This is a genomic window from Streptomyces sp. NPDC054757, assembly GCF_053612185.1.
The window spans coordinates 232,876-249,591 of record NZ_JBSHBW010000002.1 but is presented as its reverse complement, the minus strand read 5'-3'; the positions used below and the strand labels follow the sequence as shown (position 1 = coordinate 249,591).

The following is a 16,716-nucleotide window of genomic DNA, read 5'->3' as shown; positions in this document are numbered from 1 at the left end:
ATGAATCCCCACTCGAAAGACCCGCACCCGGACATTACCGCTTCGGGCGGACTGGGGTCAGCTATAAGAGAAGCAGCAAAGCTGCGCGGATACGACCTCGGGGTTTTGTCTTGGGATACCGACCCGATCAGCATCGAAACCTCCAGGGGGTTCGTGTCAGTTTGCTCCGAGGCCGAGCAGCGTCTGTTCCGAGTGCGCCTCCTGGTTCCCGGGGCCACTTGGGGCACTCCGGGGTTCAGTTGGGATATCGGCTCAACAGACGATCTTGAGCTGCTCGTGGAGGCGGTTGCCGCATGGCGGGAAGACATGCCGCTCGACGAGCTGGAAGCGAGATTCGACTTCATGGACCTCGGTGAATTCGCTAGGGCGATCGAAACTGGCGAGCCAACCTCTTTACAGTGGTCCGATCTCCTGTCGTCGAGCTTTCACCAAAGGCAGTGGAACCTTCTGCGCCGCCTCCACGCGGATGAGGAACTGCAGAATGCCTTCCCATCGATCACACATGGCGCTGTCCGCCTGCGAGTTGATCCAATGGACGGAACGAGCCGTCAGGTCCTAGTACATGAGTGGGACCGGGAACGTTACGAGGTGGTTTCTCGTGCGGGGGTTCCCGGGTCCACCTGGGTTGAAGTACCGACCGGTGATCTGATCGCTTACCTGAGAGCCGCCTTGAACCAGCAGTGATCTCGGCAGGTAAAGGGGCGGAAGCCCGTCAGGGAACTCCGGGTGTGGCGGGCGTCGAAATAAGTCCGCCACACCCGCTCAAGGAGGAAGCACCGCTGTTTTCGAGTACGGCTCCGGCCAGGCACCCATTGAAATTTTCGCGATCAGTTGGCAGTCAGCCGACCACGACACCCCAAGGGTGCCGGTGTCGACTACGAGTCGGTGGCTGGTGAAGTACCCGTAGTTCTTCAACCGTTTGGCGATCGAGTTGCCATCCGCGCCGGCGAGGGGCGGAACCCAACACAAAGGCGAGAATGCCGCGGACCACTTCGCACAGGCTGCCGAAGTGGCGGTGAACGCCGCCCACCATCACGGCTTCGGCAAGGTGAGGATTCTGGCTCCGTCCTCGGTGATGGCGATCGTGTGCTCACTGTGCGCCGTCCGGCAGCCCGTCGCGCTTCGGAGTGTCCACCCGTCGGCGTCGGTGACGAGTGTGGCGTTGTCCGCCATGACCCACGGCTCCAGCGCCAGCAGCAGCCCGGGGCGCAGCTTGTATCCACGGCCGGGCCGTCCGGTGTTCGCGACGTGCGGGTCCTGGTGCATCGTCGACCCGATGCCGTGCCCTCCGAATTCGGTGTTGATCTCGTATCCGGCCTGGCTGAGAACGGTACCGATGGCGTGTGAGATGTCGCCAATACGGGCCCCGGGCTTGGCGGCGGCGATCCCCGCGGCCAGTGCGCTTTCGGTTGTCCCGATCATCGCGATGCTCTCCGCAGGCTGGGCCTTGCCCACGACGAAGCTGATGGCAGAGTCAGCGGCAACTCCGCGCTTGGAGACGGCAAGGTCGAGCGAGAGCAGATCACCGTCGGCGAGCGTGTAGTCGTAGGGCCGCCCGTGGAGCACGGCATCATTGACGGAGGTGCAGATGTAGTGGCCGAAGGGTCCGCGCCCGAAGGACGGCGCGTAGTCGACGTAACAGGACAACGCTCCCGCCTCGGCGATCATGGTCTTGGTCCACCGGTCGATGTCCAGGAGGTTCGTGCCGACCGCGCTCCGGCTCTTCAGCGTCTGCAGGATCTCTGCGACCAGGGCGCCTGTGTCTTCTGCCCGGGTCAGCAGGGCGGGGTTCAGGATCTCGATCATGTGCCACTTTCCCTCATGGAACCAACAACTATACCGGTCAAACTATACCGGTACTGGAGTCGGGCCGATGGCCGGACTGCCGCCCCCTCCCTCAGAGGCCGCACGCGGCCGGCCTCCCATATGGGGCCTGGCGAGAACGCCCGACGGCCCACAACAACCTTGTACCGGAGCCATGAACGCCTCCGCTGAAAGGGACTCGGCCTCAGCAGGGGCAAGGCCAGCGAGCGAACAGGTGCGTTCGCTCTTCAGGAGGGTGAGCGAGCCGGGAGGCTGTAACAACTGGCCCGCCGGCAGAAGAGATTGCTGAGTGCGGGCGGAGCAATGCTCAAGACCTGTGGATCAGCCTCGGGCCGGCACGCGAACGACGCACCTTCCCGAAGGATGGGGCGCAATACCCCAAGGCCGCCAAGTGGATCACGGACGACGAGGACGAAGTGCTGACGTTCTTTCACTCCCCCGCCGAGCACTGGACCCCCTGCGGACCACGAACCCCATCGAGTCGACCTTCGCCACCGTCCGGCTACGGACCAAGGTCACCAAAGGGGCTGGCAGCCGGGCCGCCGCCCTCGCCGTGGTCTTCAAACTCATCGAGTCCACCCAGGGACGCCGGCGGGCCGTGAACGCACCCCACCTCGTCGCTCTGGTCCGGGCCGGCGCCCGTTTCGAACGCGGCTACCTCGGCGAACGCCCCGAGACTCACGCCGCCTGACTCACCTCCAATCACCGAGCCGGACTCGGAGGCTCGAAAGGCAGTGACAGATCGCCCAGGTGCGTGAGCAGCACATCAACACATGTCCGCGGGTTCAGGATCTGGGGGTGCAGGACGGCGTTGAGGCCGAGTCCGTCCAGGAGCGCGGTCAACCGCTCGGTCTCGATGTCGACGTCGAGGCCGGGGCGCAGGGTGCCTGATGCGTTGAGCCGGGTGAGCACGCGGCGCACCAGACGTCTCGCGCCTTCGGCGGCCTGGCGGGACAGGTCGCTGAAGGCCGGGTTGGTGCGGGCGGTCGTGTTGAAGTCCAGGAAGACGGTGACCTCGGCGCGGCGGCGTTCGTCGAGAGGCAGAAGTTCGGCCAGGAGGCCGGCTGCGAGCCGGAGCTGTTCCGGGCGGGGGTGGCTGCCCAGATCGCCGATGTCCTCCATGTGTTCGAGCAGTCGACCGCCGACCCGGTCGAGCATCGACTGCATCGCGAACCGCATCAGGTCCTGCTGGCTGGCGAAGTAGTGGCGCAGGGAGCCGATGTTGAGCTGGGCCTCGTCGGCCACGGCTCGCAGTGAGGTGCGCTGCAGGCCATCACGGACGACGACTCGAAACAACGCGTCGACGACGAGGCGGCGGCGAGCGTCCGGGTCAACGTGCTTGGGCATGCATACGTTCTATCACGCGTGTGCTACAAAAGAAGTATCACAGGCGTGATAGAACGGGTGGAGGATTCTTCGTGGAGACGTATCTCAATTTCATGCTCATCAGGTTCGGCCTGATCGTGGGCGGTCTCGTGGTGCTGGCGCTGCTGGTCTTCGCCATTGCCCTGACCCTCAAGCACAGGGGCAGGCTCGACAAAGTGCGTCGCTATGCGGACCCCGTGGCGAGGGCCGGACTGCGTGCCGCCGCACGACGGTTCGAGGACAGGCGGAGCGGTGCGTCCTGGTCGCGGCGACAGGGTGGTGGGCGATGACCACCCTTGCAGCGGAGTCGTCCGACCTCCTTCGCCACCTATTGCTGGACCGCGCGATCAAGGTCGCCATCGTGGTCGCGGCCCTGGGCATCCTGACGCTCGGGATGACGGTGCTCTGGCGGAAGGCTGGGCGTAGAAAGGACCGCCTCGACTGAGCCGATGGCACCGAACCGATCCACCACTGCTGACTGTTCCTCGTGTGGGCGGTCGTTCGCGCGATGTTCCGCCCAGACCCGCCCAGGAGAGAAAGAAGCCATGACCGAGTTCGGCTTTGCTCGCGCCTCCGACGAAGCCCTGGCCGTGCGGCAGGAGTTGGCCGACCCGCGCTGAGACCCACGTGAGTTCCACCAGGTCCTGTGCCTGGCCGGGGCGCGCGGCGCCGGGGCCTGAACGGGTGCCTGTCAGTCGGACGAGGTGAGGATCACCTCTGCGATCTCCTCGCCGCGTGCGTTCGCGAAACCTCGCTCGTGGCGGGTCACCACGAATCCGCACTTCTGCAAGACTCTTACAGAGCCGCCGTTGTCCGCAGCCGCACGGGCGTACAGCGGGCGGGACGGTACGGTGCCGAGCAGTTCTCGCAGCACGGCGGTGGCCGCTCCCCGGCCCCAGTACTCCCGACCGATCCAGTAGGTGACTTCACGCTCCTCGGGTGGCCCGAACACGCCGGCGTGGCCGACGTTTTCCCCGTTCTCGCCCACGACTGTGCGCAGGATGCACTCTGGATCACGGCGGATCCGCGCCCAGTGGGCGGCGAAATGCGCACGGTCCGATGGGTCCTCGGCAGTGAACGCCGCCATCCGGATCCCCTCGGGATCGTTCATCTGAGCGTAGAAGACGGGCAGGTCACCGTCTCGTACTTCTCTCAGCGTTACGCGCATCAGGGCCTCCGGGGGGGGGCGACTCGTGCCAACGACGGCGTTCTCGGCGCAGACGACGCCGGGTCCGCCAGGTCGCCACTCGCCTACGGCACGTCCTCCCTGCGCTCAGGATCAGCAGCAGGGCGAGGAAGCCGGACAAGAGGGCCTGGGACACACAAGCCACTGGCAGACCGGCACAGAAGAAGCCGTAGCCGACTGCTGCCAAGAAAGCCGACCCCACACTCCCTACCAGGAAAAACCGGATCACCGCGCCGGGAACGGCCTGCCCCTGGGCGGCCCACTGTTTCAGGCTCTCGGCGAACCAGAAAGCCACAAGTGCGGCCACGTCCAGGGCCGAGAGCAGAACCGCCGCACCCATGTCCACGCCCCACGTCAGCATGCCCGTCATGCTGACGCGGGCGACTGCCGCACGCCTGAGTACGGCTACTCAGGTTCGGTGGGGACAGCGAGGGCCTCATGCGTCACTGCTCATGGACGGGTGGCTGGCGGGCGAGGAACTCCTCGAACGCCGCCCTCTGCTTCGGATCCATGAAGCCCTGGCGGACGTCGCGGGCCTGCTCCTGGAGCCAGTGCGCCTCGTCGGGGGCGAGCAGTTCGGCGACCACCACGCCTCCGCGCGCTACCGCCGTGCGCCCTCCCACGCGACGACGGAAGAGTGTGTACGGGCCGAACTCCTCCGGGTGGGCCAGCTCCGGCTTGTCCTCTTCGGCCTGGTTCCTGGCCCTGGCGTCGCTCGTCGGGCAGGCAGCGGGGGCCCAGTGCTCCCAGAGGGCCAGAGTGGCCGCGGGCACCAGGACGGCGCGTTCCGCCTCTTCGACCCCCCGCCCCTCCCAGACGAACGTGACAGTGATGGGCTCGTCGGCCGCCTCGGCCAGACCGAGCACCCTCTCCACCTCGTCGTTGACCGGGTATTCCACCACTGCGTCTATCTGAACTCCCATGGAACCAGAGGCTACTGGCCGCCTCTGACATTCCGGCTTTCCCCTTGCGGGACCCGGGCCGCCCGGACACGCTGATGCCCTCGCCCGTCGTCAGGCGAGGACATCAGCCCTGCTCCACACAGCTCGGTCAGTTCGTGGACGCGTACGCCACGAACTCCGCCCACGCACCGGGACCGAAGCCGAGATCCGGGCCCGGCGCCTTCTTGGAGTCGCGGACATGGACCGCGCCGGGTACGGACGCGACCTCGACGCAGTCGTTGCCATCGCCACTACTGCTGTGGCTGCTCTTGAACCAGTTCAGCTCGGCGGTGTCCCCGGCAGAGGGCCTGTGGATCATGTCTTCCCCAGAAGTTGCTCGATGAAGGCCAGCGACTCCCGTGGTGTGAGAGCCTGGGCCCGGATCATCCCATAGCGCAACTCAAGGATCCTGAGCTGCTTCGGATCGGAGACCGGACGGCCGCTGAAAGCGCCCTCCGAGCGGCCCACAGCGCTGCCGTCCGGGAACTTGAGGACCTCGATCAAGCCGCCTGTGCCGGGATGTTCCTCGCGGTGTGTCGGCATCACCTGAATCGTCACATTGCGCAACTCCCCTACTTCCAGTAGGCGTTCGAGTTGTCGGCGCTGAACCATTGTGCCTCCGACCGGACGACGAAGCGTCACCTCCTCCTGAATGAAACTCAGGGACGGGAGGGGGTCCCGGTCGAAGATGGCCCGTCGAGCCAGCCGAGCCGCCACCACGCGGTCCATCTCGTCCAGCGTGTAGGTGGGCAGCCATGATGCGAACAGGGCCCGCATGTGTTCCTCGGTCTGCAACAGGCCGTTGATGTTGTGATGGTGGTAGGCCTCCAGTTCGACCGCCTTCGCCTCCATCCGCGCCAGATCCCCGATCTTCTTCGGATACCGGACGTCACCGACGTCCTTCTTCATCGCGGCGATCTTCCCGCCCGCGCCCAGCACCTCGTCCGCCCGGTCCAGGAATTCCGGGCGCGGGATGCGCCGACCGCCCTCCACCTTGTAGACCAGATCCTCCCCATACCCGATCGCGCCCCCGAACTCGCTCGCCCGCAGCCCCGCCGACTCCCGCCACGCCTTGAGCTGGCGGCCCACCGCGGCGACCACCGCCGTGCCGGACTCGTCATCCGGATCGACGTCCCAGCCGGGCTCGTCCGCTCCGCCGTCCCCACGCTCCGTACCAGCCTCGTCCACGCTCATCCGTGCCCCGCTTCCGACCTCAGTGCCGTTCTGGCTCAACCCTGTTCGTCCCCCGCACGTCACCCCGGACAGCCGGGACAGCACTGGACAAGCTCGGGACAGTCACCGTACGTAGGCGCCATGTCGCTGTTCACGGTAGGCGGCTGCGGCCACTCTGAGTGACGTGACCCAAGAAATCACTCGAACCGAACATTCCGCTCCTGCCCGGCAGTTCACCGTGCTGCTCTCCCCCACCCGCCGCGGCGCCAGACTTGCCCGGCTGCTGGCCGTCGCCCATCTCGGGGCCTGGGGGCTGCCGTCGGACACAGCCGCGCACATCGTCGCCGAACTGGCCGCCAACGCCGCCGTCCACGGGCGGGTACGGGGCCGGGACTTCCGGTTGAGTCTCGCCGTGCACGGCGACACGCTGCTGCGGATCGAGCTGACCGACACCCGGGGCGACCGGCTTCCGCCCGCCCGGCCCGGCAGCACCGCCCCGCCCCCGGACGACGCCGAAGCCGGGCGTGGTCTGCTGATCGTCGAAGCGCTGGCCGATCGTTGGGGCGTGGCCCTGGGACCCGTACCCCGGAAGGTGGTGTGGGCGGAGATCGACCTCGTACGGTGACGGCCGCCCCGGGTCGCGGTCGCCCGCGCCCGGGTCACCTTCCGCTCTCCTCCCCCATGTACAGCCCGGCGAACGCCCTGGCGTCGAGCCCCGATGCCAGGAGCCTTCGCAAGCGGGCGCGGGCCGTGCCCGCGCGGAAGCGGTCGCCGGAGGACGCCCCGTGCAGGACGTCCGAGAACCACTGCGAGAACTCCTGGTACTGCCAGACGCGTTCCAGCGCCGCGTCCGAGTACCCCGCGAGGGCGGTACCGCCGTCCCCGCTCCCCGCTCCGCGTTCACGCCCCGGAGCAGCCGCGATCAGCGCGTCCGCGAGGAGCAGGGCGTCGTGGATCGCGAGGTTCATGCCCTTCGCCGCGATCGGTGCGACCAGGTGTGCCGCGTCGCCCGCGAGATGGAGCCGGCCGTGGGACATCGGCTCCACCACGTAGTTGTGCATGCCCAGGACCACCTTCTCGACGATCGGCCCCTCGGTGAGCGGCGCGGCCCCGTCCGCCGCGAGCCGGGTGCGCAGTTCGTGCCAGACACGCTCGTGCGGCCAGTTGTCCGGGCCGTCGCCGGGCGGGACCTGGAGGTAGTAGCGGGTGACCTCGGGGCTGCGGGCCATATGGGCGCCGAAGCCGCGCTCGTGGATCCCGAAGACCACCCCGCCCGCCGATGGCGGAGCCTGGGCGAGCAGCGCCAGCCAGGCCACCCCGTCGTCGCGGCGGCTGACCGTGACACGGTCCTCGGGTATCGCCGCCCGTGAGACCCCGCGCGCACCGTCGCAGCCCGCGACGTGGTCGCAGACGACGCGGTGCCGGGAGCCGGTCAGCGGATCGGTGTACGAGACGACCGGGCGGTCGCCGCCGATGCCGTCAAGGCGTACGTCACGGACACCGAAGCGGGCCTCCCCGGCGGCCTTGTCGGCGTACGCGGCCAGCAGGTCGGTGACCAACTCCGGCTGGGGGTAGACGAAATGGCGCCGCCCGGACAGTTCCGCGGTCGGTACGGTGTGCCGCTCGCCGTCGAAGCGGAACTCGAACTCGCCCTGGGTCTCGGCCCGTACGAGGACCCGCTCCGCGAGGCCGTGCGCGGCGAGCGCCCGTACCGCCCACTCCTCCATGAACCCGGCGCGCGGCCGGCGCTCGATGAACTCTCTGCTCTCCGCCTCCAGGAGTACGCAGTCGACGCCGCTGTCGTGCAGCCGGTTCGCCACGACGAGGCCGGCCGGGCCTGCGCCGATGACGACGACGGAGGTGTGTGTGAGGACGGGAAGAGCCGAGGACACGTCGGGGGGATCCCTTCGGATGCGGAGCGGGGGCGAGTCCGGTGGGGGCACGGGGGAGGACGAGGGCAGAGGTGGCACGGGCCGGAACCGCTGAAACGATCACCCGCAGTATGGCGGTGGCGGGGCGGCGGCCGTCCCCGGGGGCTGCCCGGAACGTGCCCCGCCCTGAACACCGGGATTACGCTGCGGTCATGACCCCCGCAGCGATCCCCGCGTACCGCCGTCTCAGCGTCGAGGAGCGCCGTGTCCAGCTCCTCGACGCGGCCCTGACGCTCTTCGCGCACCGGGCGCCCGACGAGGTCTCGCTCGACGACGTCGCTGAGGCGGCCGGGGTCTCCCGGCCGCTGGTCTACCGCTACTTCCCCGGCGGAAAGCAGCAGTTGTACGAGAAGGCGCTGCGCTCGGCGGCCGACCAGCTCGAACTCTGCTTCGCCGAGCCGCAGACCGGACCGCTCACCGTACGACTGGCCCGGGTGCTCGACCGCTATCTCGCCTTCGTCGACGAGCACGACGCCGGGTTCTCCGCACTGCTCCAGGGCGGCAGCGTCGCCGAGACCTCCCGTACCGGGGCGATCGTGGACGAGGTACGGCGGGCCGCTGCCGAGCAGATCCTGGTCCACCTCGGGGTCGGTCAGCCGGGGCCCCGACTGCGGATGATGGTGCGGACCTGGATCGCCGCTGTCGAGGCGGCCTCGCTGATCTGGCTGGACGAGGAGAAGCAGCCGCCGGTCGGCGAGTTGCGCGACTGGCTGATCGACCATCTCGTCGCGCTCCTCGCGGCGACAGCAGGGACGGACCCGCAGACCGCTGCGGCCATCGGAACCGCACTGGCCGGTGAGCGGCCGGACGGAGCCGTCGGAGTCCTGGCCCGGCGGCTGGTGCCGGTGGTGGACGAGGCGGCGCGGCTGCTCGGCGGCGGTCCGGACGTGGAGGCCGCCGGCCGGGCGCCCCGGGCGGGCGTCTGACGGGGCGGCTGGGTCAGACTGGCCCGGTGAAGAGCGAAGAGACCCTGTTCGAAGGCGGTCCCCTGGACGGGCGGATCCTGCCCGTCCTGCTCGGCCCCACCGGTCAGCCGCCCAAGGTGTACGAGGTTCCCGTACCGGACGCCGGGGGCGGGCCGCCGACCGTACTGGTCTATGTCCGCACCCCGGCCGGCCATACCAGGCGGCTGGGCATCCAGCGCGGCTGGAAGTACGTGTACGCACCGGACGGGCGGCCCCGCACGCTGAAGTGGCCCTGGTCGAAACCGGACGTGCAGCCCGACGTGCAATCCGACGTGCAACCGGACGCGAAGCCGGAGACGTAGGGCCGCGGGCGCGAGGCCCGGCATCGATCCGGACGAGAAGGCTGACGCCTCCTCAGGCACCCTGCGTCACAAGGGTTCCGCCCTGTACGGGTGACGGGATTGCGCCGTTCCGCCCACCCCGGAGGTGACAACGCCCGCTCCGCCCCATGCTCGGCGCGGGGCGGACGGCCCGCCCCGGAAGCAGAGGTGATGTGGTGTCAGGCAGATTGCTGCGGTTCGTCTGTTCTACGGCGCTGGCCACGGTGGTCGTCGGGGCGACCCCCGCGCTGGCCGTTCCGGCCGCCCCCGGCAGGCCCGTACCGGAACCGGGCCCGGCAGCCTCGCCCGCCCACGCAGGCAGCACCGCCCACGCCCGTCCCGGCCCCACCGCGTCCCCGGGAGCGGCCCACTCCGGTCCGGCGAAACACGCACCCGCGAAACCCGCACCGGCCCGCCCCGCACCGGCCGGCACCACACCGAGCGCCTCCGCCCGGCCCGGCCCCGGTCTGCCCGGCCCCGGTGCCGCGCCCGCCACCCCCCGTACCCCGGCCGAGGCCACGCTCGCCCGGCTGCGGACCCTCTACCGGCAGTCCGAGCAGGCCGGGCAGACCTACCGCGCCACCACCGAGGCGCTCAAGCGGCAGGAGACCAAGGCGAAGAGTGTCGGCGCCGGTCTGGTGAAGGCGCGGATGGAGCTGGCCCGGAGCCGGGACGCCGCCGGGCGGCTGGCCCGTGAGCAGTACCAGCAGCAGTCGGAGCTGTCCCCCTATCTGGTCCTGATGCTCAGCGGCGACCCCCAGCAGGCACTGGACGCCGGGCACCAGATCAAGCGGGCGTCGGCCGACGTACTGGCCAGGGCGGAACGGCTCAGGAAGGCCGAGCAGCACGCCGGGAAGCTCGACACCGCGTCACGCGCCGCGCTGCAGAAGAAGCAGGCGCTCGTCGCCAAGCAGAAGAAGCAGTACCGGACGGCCCAGGCCCGGCTGCGTGAGGCGGAGGCGCTGCTCGCCGGGCTCTCCCCCGGCGAGGCGTCCGACGTCAGGGCCCAGGACGACGCCGACACCACCGCGGCCCAGGACGCGCTGGACAGCTCGGGTGCGCTGAGCGGACCGCAGGCGTCGGCTTCCGCGCGCGGTGCCAAGGCCGTGGCGTTCGGGCTCGCCCAGGTCGGCAAGCCGTACCTCTGGGGCGCCGAGGGCCCCCGGTCCTTCGACTGCTCGGGGCTGACCTGGCGAGCCTGGGCGCACGCCGGGCGCACGATTCCCCGGACCAGCCAGGAGCAGTGGCGCCGGCTGCGGAAGGTCTCCCTGCGGTCGCTGCGCCCGGGCGACCTGATCGTCTACTTCCCGGGGGCCACCCATGTCGCGCTGTACATCGGCGGCGGCAAGGTCGTCCAGGCCCCCCGCCCCGGCGCCAAGGTCAGGGTCTCGCCCATGGCGTCCAACCCGGTCATCGGCGCGGTCCGCCCGGACGCCCGACCGGTCGTCGGCACGGGGCGTCCGGGAGGCTCCGTCAGCCGGCGGTGACCGAAGCCAGATAGGCCTCCGTCTTCTCCGGCTCGAAGAAGAAGTTCTCGAAGTCGGCCGGGTCGTCGAAGCCGTTGGCGAAGCGGTCGGCAACCGGCTGGAGCTGCCCCGCGGCCCCGATGAGGTTCAGTACGTGCTCCGGCGGGACACCCAGCATCGCGTTGGTCCACTTGGTGACGTGCTGGGCGGTGTCCCAGTAGCGGTCGAAGGTCTGCTGCATCCAGGTCTCGTCGAAGGGCTGGTCGCCCCGCTCGACGATGGAGCCGAGGTAGCTGGCGGCGCATTTGGACGCCGAGTTGGAGCCCTGTCCGGTGATCGGGTCGTTGGCCACGACCACGTCGGCGACGCCGAGGACCAGGCCGCCGCCGGGCAGCCGTCCCACCGGGTTGCGGACCGTGGGGGCGTAACGGCCGGAGAGCGTGCCGCCCGCGTCGGTCAGTTCGACGTCGGTGGCCCGTGCGTACTCCCAGGGGATGAACTTCTCCATCAGGCCGAGGGTGAGCGCCAGATGCTCGGAGGGGTCCTTGACGCCCTGGAAGGCGTCCAGCGGGCCGCCGGGTATGCCCTCAAGGAAGAGGATGTCCGCGCGGCCGCTGTGGGTGAGCGTGGGCATCACGAAGAGTTCACCGACGCCCGGGACCAGATTGCAGCGCACCGCGTCGAAGTCGGGGTGCTCCGGGCGTGGGCCCATGCCGTGTACGTACGAGACGGCCAGCGAGCGCTGCGGCACCGTGAACGGCGAGCGCGCCGCGTCCCGGCCGAACATCGAGACCAGCTCGCCCTTGCCCGCCGAGATCATCACCAGGTCGTACGTCCGGGCGAAGAAGTCCAGGTCCGATACGGCCGCACCGTGGATGACCAGCTGGCCGCCGCGCTGCGCGAAGGTCTCCATCCAGCCGGCCATCTTGACGCGCTGGTCGACGGACTGGGCGTAACCGTCGAGCCTGCCGACCCAGTCGATGGCGCGGGACGAGTCCGGGGCCGCGACCGAGACGCCCAGGCCCTCGATCTTCGGGGCCTGCGACTCCCAGAAGTTGAGCTGGAGGTCGCGCTCGTGCTGGAGCGCCGTGTGGAACATGCACTGCGTGGACATGACCCGGCCGGAACGGATCTCATCGGATGTGCGGTTGGACATGAGCGTGACCTCGTAGCCCTGGGACTGGAGGCCGAGAGCCAGCTGGAGCCCGGACTGCCCGGCTCCGACGATGAGTATCTTCCGCATGGCGGGTGGTTCTCCTATTCGGGGGTGGTGTCGAGTGCGTGGCCCACCAGGGTCAGCAGCGACTCGACCACCGTCAACCTGTTGCGCGCGTCCATGATCAGTACGGGCACGTGCGGGGGAATCGTCAGCGCCTCCCGCACGTCCTGCGCCTCGAAGTCCGGTGTGCCCTCGAAGTGGTTGACCGAGACGATGTACGGCAGTCCGCAGCTCTCGAAGTAGTCGAGCGCGGGGAAGCAGTCGGCGAGCCTGCGGGTGTCGGCGAGCACTATCGCGCCGATCGCGCCGCGCACCAGGTCGTCCCACATGAACCAGAAGCGCTGCTGCCCCGGGGTGCCGAACACGTACAGCACGAGGTCGTTGTCGAGCGTCAGCCGGCCGAAGTCCATCGCCACCGTGGTGGTCAGCTTGTCCGGGGTGGCGCTGAGGTCGTCGGTCTCCTCGCTCGCCTCGGTCATCAGGGCTTCGGTCTGGAGCGGGGTGATCTCCGATACGGAGGTGACGAAGGTCGTCTTGCCCACCCCGAAGCCGCCCGCCACCACGATCTTGGTGGATATGGGGGCCCGGGTGCGGTCGTTCTGCCAGGCCTGGACGGCCTCTTCGGCTTCGGCGGGGATCAGCGTCTCAGAGACGGCGGAGTCCACTCAGCACCCTTTCGAGCAAGGCGCGGTCGGGCTGGCCTTCGCCGTGCCCGGTACCGTACACACGGATTCTTCCCTGGTCCGCGAGGTCGCTGAGCAGGACCCGGACGACCCCCAGCGGCATTTTGAGCAGCGCCGAGATCTCCGCGACGGTGCGCATCCGGCGGCAGATCTCGACGATGGCGGCCATCTCCGGCATGAGACGCGCCGGGCCGTTGGCCAGCTCCGGGCGCTCGGGCGGTGCCTCGATCGCGGCCACGAAGGTCTCCACGAAGAGGATGTGGCCGAACTTGGTGCGGCCGCCGGTGAGCGAGTACGGGCGCACGCGCGCGGGGCGGCGGTCCGGGTTGCGGACCGGGAGGGCCGGGGTCACTGGGCGCTCTCCATCGATTTGCGCAGCTCGCTGCGGAGTTCGGGGGTGAGGACATGACCGGCGCGGCCGACGAAGAGCGCCATGTGGTACGCGACGACGCTCATGTCGCAGTCCGGTGTGGCGTGGACACCCAGCAGCGAGCCGTCGCTGATCGACATGACGAAGACACTGCCCTCCTCCATCGCGACCACCGTCTGCTTGACACCTCCGCCGTCCATCAGCTTCGCGGCGCCGATGGTGAGGCTGCCGATGCCGGAGACGATGGTGGCCAGGTCGGCCGCGGAGCCCTTGGGGCCGCTCTTCCGGACGGGTTCGGCGGGAGCGGGTGCCGGGACCTCGGAGTCCGACGAGAGCAGCATCAGCCCGTCCGACGAGACGACGGCGATCGAACGGAGTCCGGGGACCTCCTCCACGAGATTCTTCAACAGCCAGTGCAGGTTCCTGGCTTCACTGCTGAGTCCGAATGTGCTGGGCGCAGTCAACTGCGTGCCTCCTCGACACTGTCCCCCGCGTCATCGGTCCGTACAACATCCGATCTCTGCTCCGAGATCTCCGTTTCGACGTCCTTGCGGCCGTCCTTGGCTCCCTGGTGGAAGCCGCCGAGCCTGCTGCGCAGGGCAGCGGCGTCCACACTGGCGGTGCGCTGTTTCGGGGCCGTCCCGGCCGGCCTGGTGATCTTGGGGACGCGCTTGGGCAGTCCCTTGTCGGTGGTGGTGCCGGCTTCCTGCTCCGGGGTGGCTACGGAGGGGTCCGGGGCGGGGGCCGCGTCGGCCGCCGGGCCGGGGTGCTGCCCCTGCCCGGGTTCCGGCGTGGGCGCGGTCACGGACGTGGGCTCCGGCGCGGGGACGGGCCGCCGCATGGTGAAGGTCGGCTCGTCCACCTCGTCGGGGGTGCGCTCGTGGGAGTCGGCCCCTATCTCGTAACGCGACCTGGCCGGGATCGTGTTGGAGTTCGCCTCGGCCATCGAGCCCGGCAGGTTCAGTGCGGGCGCCGCCCCGGCGCCGGGGACCAGGTGCGAGGGTGCGGCCGGGGGTTCGTCCGGCAGCAGCGCGCTGGGCAGTACGACGACTGCGGCCACCCCGCCCTGCTTCTGCTCGCGCAGCTCGACCCGTACGCCGTGCCGCTTGGCCAGCAGCGAGGCCACATGGAGGCCGAGCCCGGACTGCTCGTCGCCCGGTGCGCCCGGACGGGACGCGTCGGGGTCGGCGAGCAGCGCGTTCAGCTCGGTGCGCCGTCCGGGCGACATGCCGATGCCCTCGTCCTGTACGGAGAGCATCACCTCGCCGTTCTCCAGGAGCCAGCCGGAGAGCTGGACCCGGGCCTCCGGCGGGGAGAACGCGGTGGCGTTCTCCAGGAGTTCGGCGACGAGGTGGCTGATGTCGTCCGCGGCGAAGCCCGCGACATGGGAGCGGGGCGGCAGGGACTGGATCGCGACCCGTTCGTACCGCTCGATCTCGCTGACCGATGCGCGCAGCACGTCCACCAGCGGGACGGGGGCCGCGCTCTGTCCATGGCCGTGTTCGGTACCCGCGAGGACCAGCAGGTTCTCGCTGTGGCGGCGCAGCACAGTCGCCATGTGGTCGAGCCTGAAGAGCGTGGCCAGCGCCTCGGGGTCCTGTTCGCGCTCCTCCAGGCCCTCGATGACGGTGAGCTGACGCTCGACCAGGCCGAGGGAGCGGAGCGAGAGGTTGACGAAGGTCGACTGGATGGTGTGGTGCAGCCGGTCGGCCCGGGCGTTGGCGTCGGCGGTGTCCGCCTCCAGCATGGCGCGTTCGGCGTCGAAGCGGTCACGGCCGCCTCGCAGGTCGCGCTGGTCGCCCGCGAGGCGCTCGGCGCGGGCCCCGGCGGTCAGCACCCTGGTGTGCAGGGCGTTGATGGACCGGACGACCTGGGCGAACTCGTCGTTGCGGCCGGTGAAGGCGATCGGCTCCTCCGACTCGGGGGCACCGGCCAGGCGCGCGGCGCCGATCCGGAGCACGGCGAGCGGACGGGTGAGCGTACGGGCGACCGCGGCGCCGATCCCGATGGTGAGGAGCAGCAGCACCCCGGCGAGGGCGATCCGCAGTTCGAGGGCGGTCACGGCGTCGTCGCGGAGCGCGGCGAGCCGTTTGCCCTGTGCGGTGGCGAGCGAGGCCTCGACACCGCGCATCTGGTCGGTGCGCGCGCCGAGCGCCGCGCCGACCTTGGCCGGGTCGGTCTGCTGGGCGGCGGCGGAGAGCGTGGGCTGGTCGGCGAGGCGCGAAAGGTAGCCCTCGGCGCTGCTGACCTCGGATCCGGAGACGGTGGAGGCGAGCGACTCCTGGTCGGCCGGGGACGCCTCCTGGTCGAAGTCGGCGAGTGCGGCGAGTTCGCGGACCCTGGCCTGCTGGGCCGCGGCGCTCAGTCCGTCCCGGGTACGCCCGTCGGCGCCGACGGCGACCCCCTGCCGCTGGACGTAGGTGCCGGTCGTCGCGTCGTACACGGTGGTCGCGGCGGGGCGCGGGACGGCGAGGGCGCCGAGCAGCAGGCCACGGGTCCGGGACGCCTGCCCGACCGCACGGCCGAGGTCGACCGTGGCGCGGGTGGCCGCCGCCGCGTCGGGCGGAGTCCGGTCGGCGAGCTGGGCCGCGGTCTCCTGGACCTTGTCGATCAGGTCGGAATACGCCTTGTTGGCTTCGAGCGCGGTGCTCTTGCCGGTGAGGGCGGTCCTGCGGACGGAGGGCAGGGTGGCGAGGTCGTGACGGAGGGCGGCCGGGGCGGCCGGGCCGATCTCCTCGATGTCGCTGTCGACCCGGGTGGCCCGGTCGGCCGCCAGCTTGTCCTTCTTTGCGCGCCCGCCCGCGATGTAGACCGTGACGTCGTCCCGCTCGTCGGCGAGGTCATGTGCCAGGGAGAGGGTCTGCTGGTCCAGGTCGGAGAGGGTGACCAGCCGCTGAGCGTCGGTCAGTTCGGCCGACGCGCCGTACACCGACGGGGCGCTTGCCGCGAGGACGGCGAGACCGACGACGGCCACACCGCCGACCAGGCGCCTGCGTACCCGGGTGGTGCGCTCGGGCGCCACGCCTCCGTTGCCCCGAAGCCGCTTGTTCTGCACCGGTGCTCACAATCTTGACTCGTCCACGCATGACGCCGAGATGATGACCGATCACAAGGATGCGCTCCCACCTCTGGTACGGCTTCTGACCATTCCAGTGGTTTTGGGAGGGGAGTGCGCATCACCAGGTCAGCCACCTGAACGAGTGAACATCAACTGCAAGTTGGCGAACAACTCTGCGACCCGCGCACGCGGGGCGCGCACGGGGCGCCGGTTGG

The 16,716-nt window shown here is 69.8% G+C and carries 19 protein-coding genes and 1 pseudogene; 8 read left to right on the top strand and 12 right to left on the bottom strand.

What is annotated here, in order from left to right:
- Positions 1-684 carry a hypothetical protein gene (locus tag ACWGKJ_RS03910; RefSeq protein ID WP_385016581.1) on the top strand — a complete coding sequence of 228 codons (684 nt, stop codon included), beginning with the start codon at positions 1-3 and terminating at the stop codon, positions 682-684.
- 348 nt (positions 685-1,032) lie between these two features.
- Here the strand turns inward: ACWGKJ_RS03910 and map are convergent, their stop codons facing one another.
- Positions 1,033-1,806 (bottom strand): type I methionyl aminopeptidase, encoded by a 774-nt coding sequence (gene map, locus ACWGKJ_RS03905; protein ID WP_385016579.1) that lies wholly within the window; start codon positions 1,804-1,806, stop codon positions 1,033-1,035.
- A gap of 383 nt (positions 1,807-2,189) precedes the next feature.
- On the opposite strand from map, the pseudogene ACWGKJ_RS03900 reads away from it, so the two are divergent.
- Positions 2,190-2,515 (top strand): annotated as a pseudogene (locus tag ACWGKJ_RS03900) (transposase); the annotation flags it as partial.
- Between the two features lie 11 nt (positions 2,516-2,526).
- Here the strand turns inward: ACWGKJ_RS03900 and ACWGKJ_RS03895 are convergent.
- Positions 2,527-3,171, bottom strand: a complete 645-nt coding sequence (locus tag ACWGKJ_RS03895; RefSeq protein WP_385016576.1) for a TetR/AcrR family transcriptional regulator — start codon at positions 3,169-3,171, stop codon at positions 2,527-2,529.
- 71 nt (positions 3,172-3,242) lie between these two features.
- Between ACWGKJ_RS03895 and ACWGKJ_RS03890 the strand changes: the two genes are divergently transcribed.
- Positions 3,243-3,479, top strand: a complete 237-nt coding sequence (locus tag ACWGKJ_RS03890; protein WP_385016573.1) for a hypothetical protein — start codon at positions 3,243-3,245, stop codon at positions 3,477-3,479.
- Complete coding sequence (locus tag ACWGKJ_RS03885; RefSeq protein ID WP_385016570.1) at positions 3,476-3,634, top strand: hypothetical protein; 159 nt, start codon at positions 3,476-3,478, stop codon at positions 3,632-3,634. Before ACWGKJ_RS03890 ends, ACWGKJ_RS03885 begins: the two co-directional genes overlap by 4 nt.
- Positions 3,635-3,880: 246 nt before the next feature.
- Here ACWGKJ_RS03885 and ACWGKJ_RS03880 read toward each other — a convergent pair whose 3' ends face one another.
- The 4 genes from ACWGKJ_RS03880 to ACWGKJ_RS03865 form a co-directional block, all read right to left on the bottom strand.
- Positions 3,881-4,357, bottom strand: coding sequence for a GNAT family N-acetyltransferase (locus ACWGKJ_RS03880; RefSeq protein ID WP_385016567.1), 477 nt, complete (start codon positions 4,355-4,357; stop codon positions 3,881-3,883).
- Between the two features lie 461 nt (positions 4,358-4,818).
- A complete protein-coding gene (locus ACWGKJ_RS03875; protein WP_385016564.1) occupies positions 4,819-5,298 on the bottom strand; it encodes a hypothetical protein in 480 nt (159 codons plus the stop codon).
- A 127-nt stretch (positions 5,299-5,425) separates the two neighbouring features.
- Positions 5,426-5,635 carry a DUF397 domain-containing protein gene (locus ACWGKJ_RS03870; protein WP_385016562.1) on the bottom strand — a complete coding sequence of 70 codons (210 nt, stop codon included), beginning with the start codon at positions 5,633-5,635 and terminating at the stop codon, positions 5,426-5,428.
- Entirely contained in the window at positions 5,632-6,510 is an 879-nt protein-coding gene (locus tag ACWGKJ_RS03865; protein WP_385016559.1) for a helix-turn-helix domain-containing protein, read from the bottom strand. The genes ACWGKJ_RS03870 and ACWGKJ_RS03865 overlap by 4 nt, the downstream gene beginning before the upstream one ends.
- Positions 6,511-6,673: 163 nt before the next feature.
- Between ACWGKJ_RS03865 and ACWGKJ_RS03860 the strand changes: the two genes are divergently transcribed.
- Positions 6,674-7,114: an ATP-binding protein gene (locus ACWGKJ_RS03860; protein WP_385016557.1), complete on the top strand. Its 441-nt coding sequence runs from the start codon at positions 6,674-6,676 to the stop codon at positions 7,112-7,114.
- Positions 7,115-7,148: 34 nt separating this feature from the next.
- Here the strand turns inward: ACWGKJ_RS03860 and ACWGKJ_RS03855 are convergent, their stop codons facing one another.
- Positions 7,149-8,381, bottom strand: a complete 1,233-nt coding sequence (locus tag ACWGKJ_RS03855) for a 4-hydroxybenzoate 3-monooxygenase (RefSeq protein WP_385016555.1) — start codon at positions 8,379-8,381, stop codon at positions 7,149-7,151.
- Between the two features lie 191 nt (positions 8,382-8,572).
- On the opposite strand from ACWGKJ_RS03855, the gene ACWGKJ_RS03850 reads away from it, so the two are divergent.
- The 3 genes from ACWGKJ_RS03850 (at position 8,573) to ACWGKJ_RS03840 (ending at position 11,192) form a co-directional block, all read left to right on the top strand.
- Positions 8,573-9,346, top strand: a complete 774-nt coding sequence (locus ACWGKJ_RS03850; RefSeq protein ID WP_385016552.1) for a TetR/AcrR family transcriptional regulator — start codon at positions 8,573-8,575, stop codon at positions 9,344-9,346.
- A 26-nt stretch (positions 9,347-9,372) separates the two neighbouring features.
- Positions 9,373-9,687: a hypothetical protein gene (locus ACWGKJ_RS03845; RefSeq protein ID WP_385016549.1), complete on the top strand. Its 315-nt coding sequence runs from the start codon at positions 9,373-9,375 to the stop codon at positions 9,685-9,687.
- Between the two features lie 194 nt (positions 9,688-9,881).
- A complete protein-coding gene (locus ACWGKJ_RS03840) occupies positions 9,882-11,192 on the top strand; it encodes a C40 family peptidase (protein WP_385016546.1) in 1,311 nt (436 codons plus the stop codon).
- Here the strand turns inward: ACWGKJ_RS03840 and ACWGKJ_RS03835 are convergent.
- Genes ACWGKJ_RS03835 through ACWGKJ_RS03815 form a run of 5 tightly spaced genes read right to left on the bottom strand, consistent with a single transcriptional unit; the run spans position 11,179 to position 16,498 of the window.
- The gene (locus tag ACWGKJ_RS03835; RefSeq protein WP_385016543.1) at positions 11,179-12,414 is read right to left on the bottom strand and encodes a styrene monooxygenase/indole monooxygenase family protein; all 1,236 of its coding nucleotides are present in this window, start codon (positions 12,412-12,414) and stop codon (positions 11,179-11,181) included. The two genes, ACWGKJ_RS03840 and ACWGKJ_RS03835, sit on opposite strands and share 14 nt — an antisense overlap.
- 14 nt (positions 12,415-12,428) lie before the next feature.
- A complete protein-coding gene (locus tag ACWGKJ_RS03830; RefSeq protein WP_385016540.1) occupies positions 12,429-13,055 on the bottom strand; it encodes a GTP-binding protein in 627 nt (208 codons plus the stop codon).
- Positions 13,036-13,425 carry a DUF742 domain-containing protein gene (locus tag ACWGKJ_RS03825; protein ID WP_385016538.1) on the bottom strand — a complete coding sequence of 130 codons (390 nt, stop codon included), beginning with the start codon at positions 13,423-13,425 and terminating at the stop codon, positions 13,036-13,038. The genes ACWGKJ_RS03830 and ACWGKJ_RS03825 overlap by 20 nt, the downstream gene beginning before the upstream one ends.
- The gene (locus ACWGKJ_RS03820; RefSeq protein ID WP_385016535.1) at positions 13,422-13,907 is read right to left on the bottom strand and encodes a roadblock/LC7 domain-containing protein; all 486 of its coding nucleotides are present in this window, start codon (positions 13,905-13,907) and stop codon (positions 13,422-13,424) included. The genes ACWGKJ_RS03825 and ACWGKJ_RS03820 overlap by 4 nt, the downstream gene beginning before the upstream one ends.
- Complete coding sequence (locus ACWGKJ_RS03815) at positions 13,904-16,498, bottom strand: sensor histidine kinase (protein WP_385016532.1); 2,595 nt, start codon at positions 16,496-16,498, stop codon at positions 13,904-13,906. Before ACWGKJ_RS03815 ends, ACWGKJ_RS03820 begins: the two co-directional genes overlap by 4 nt.
- Positions 16,499-16,716: the final 218 nt, after the last annotated feature.

What these genes read in the sequence shown, in the direction of transcription:
- ACWGKJ_RS03910 (WP_385016581.1), top strand. Translation starts at nt 1, where the DNA reads ATGAATCCCCACTCGAAAGACCCGCACCCGGACATTACCGCTTCGGGC.
- map (WP_385016579.1), bottom strand. Translation starts at nt 1,806, where the DNA reads ATGATCGAGATCCTGAACCCCGCCCTGCTGACCCGGGCAGAAGACACA.
- ACWGKJ_RS03895 (WP_385016576.1), bottom strand. Translation starts at nt 3,171, where the DNA reads ATGCCCAAGCACGTTGACCCGGACGCTCGCCGCCGCCTCGTCGTCGAC.
- ACWGKJ_RS03885 (WP_385016570.1), top strand. Translation starts at nt 3,476, where the DNA reads ATGACCACCCTTGCAGCGGAGTCGTCCGACCTCCTTCGCCACCTATTG.
- ACWGKJ_RS03880 (WP_385016567.1), bottom strand. Translation starts at nt 4,357, where the DNA reads ATGCGCGTAACGCTGAGAGAAGTACGAGACGGTGACCTGCCCGTCTTC.
- ACWGKJ_RS03875 (WP_385016564.1), bottom strand. Translation starts at nt 5,298, where the DNA reads ATGGGAGTTCAGATAGACGCAGTGGTGGAATACCCGGTCAACGACGAG.
- ACWGKJ_RS03870 (WP_385016562.1), bottom strand. Translation starts at nt 5,635, where the DNA reads ATGATCCACAGGCCCTCTGCCGGGGACACCGCCGAGCTGAACTGGTTC.
- ACWGKJ_RS03865 (WP_385016559.1), bottom strand. Translation starts at nt 6,510, where the DNA reads ATGAGCGTGGACGAGGCTGGTACGGAGCGTGGGGACGGCGGAGCGGAC.
- ACWGKJ_RS03850 (WP_385016552.1), top strand. Translation starts at nt 8,573, where the DNA reads ATGACCCCCGCAGCGATCCCCGCGTACCGCCGTCTCAGCGTCGAGGAG.
- ACWGKJ_RS03835 (WP_385016543.1), bottom strand. Translation starts at nt 12,414, where the DNA reads ATGCGGAAGATACTCATCGTCGGAGCCGGGCAGTCCGGGCTCCAGCTG.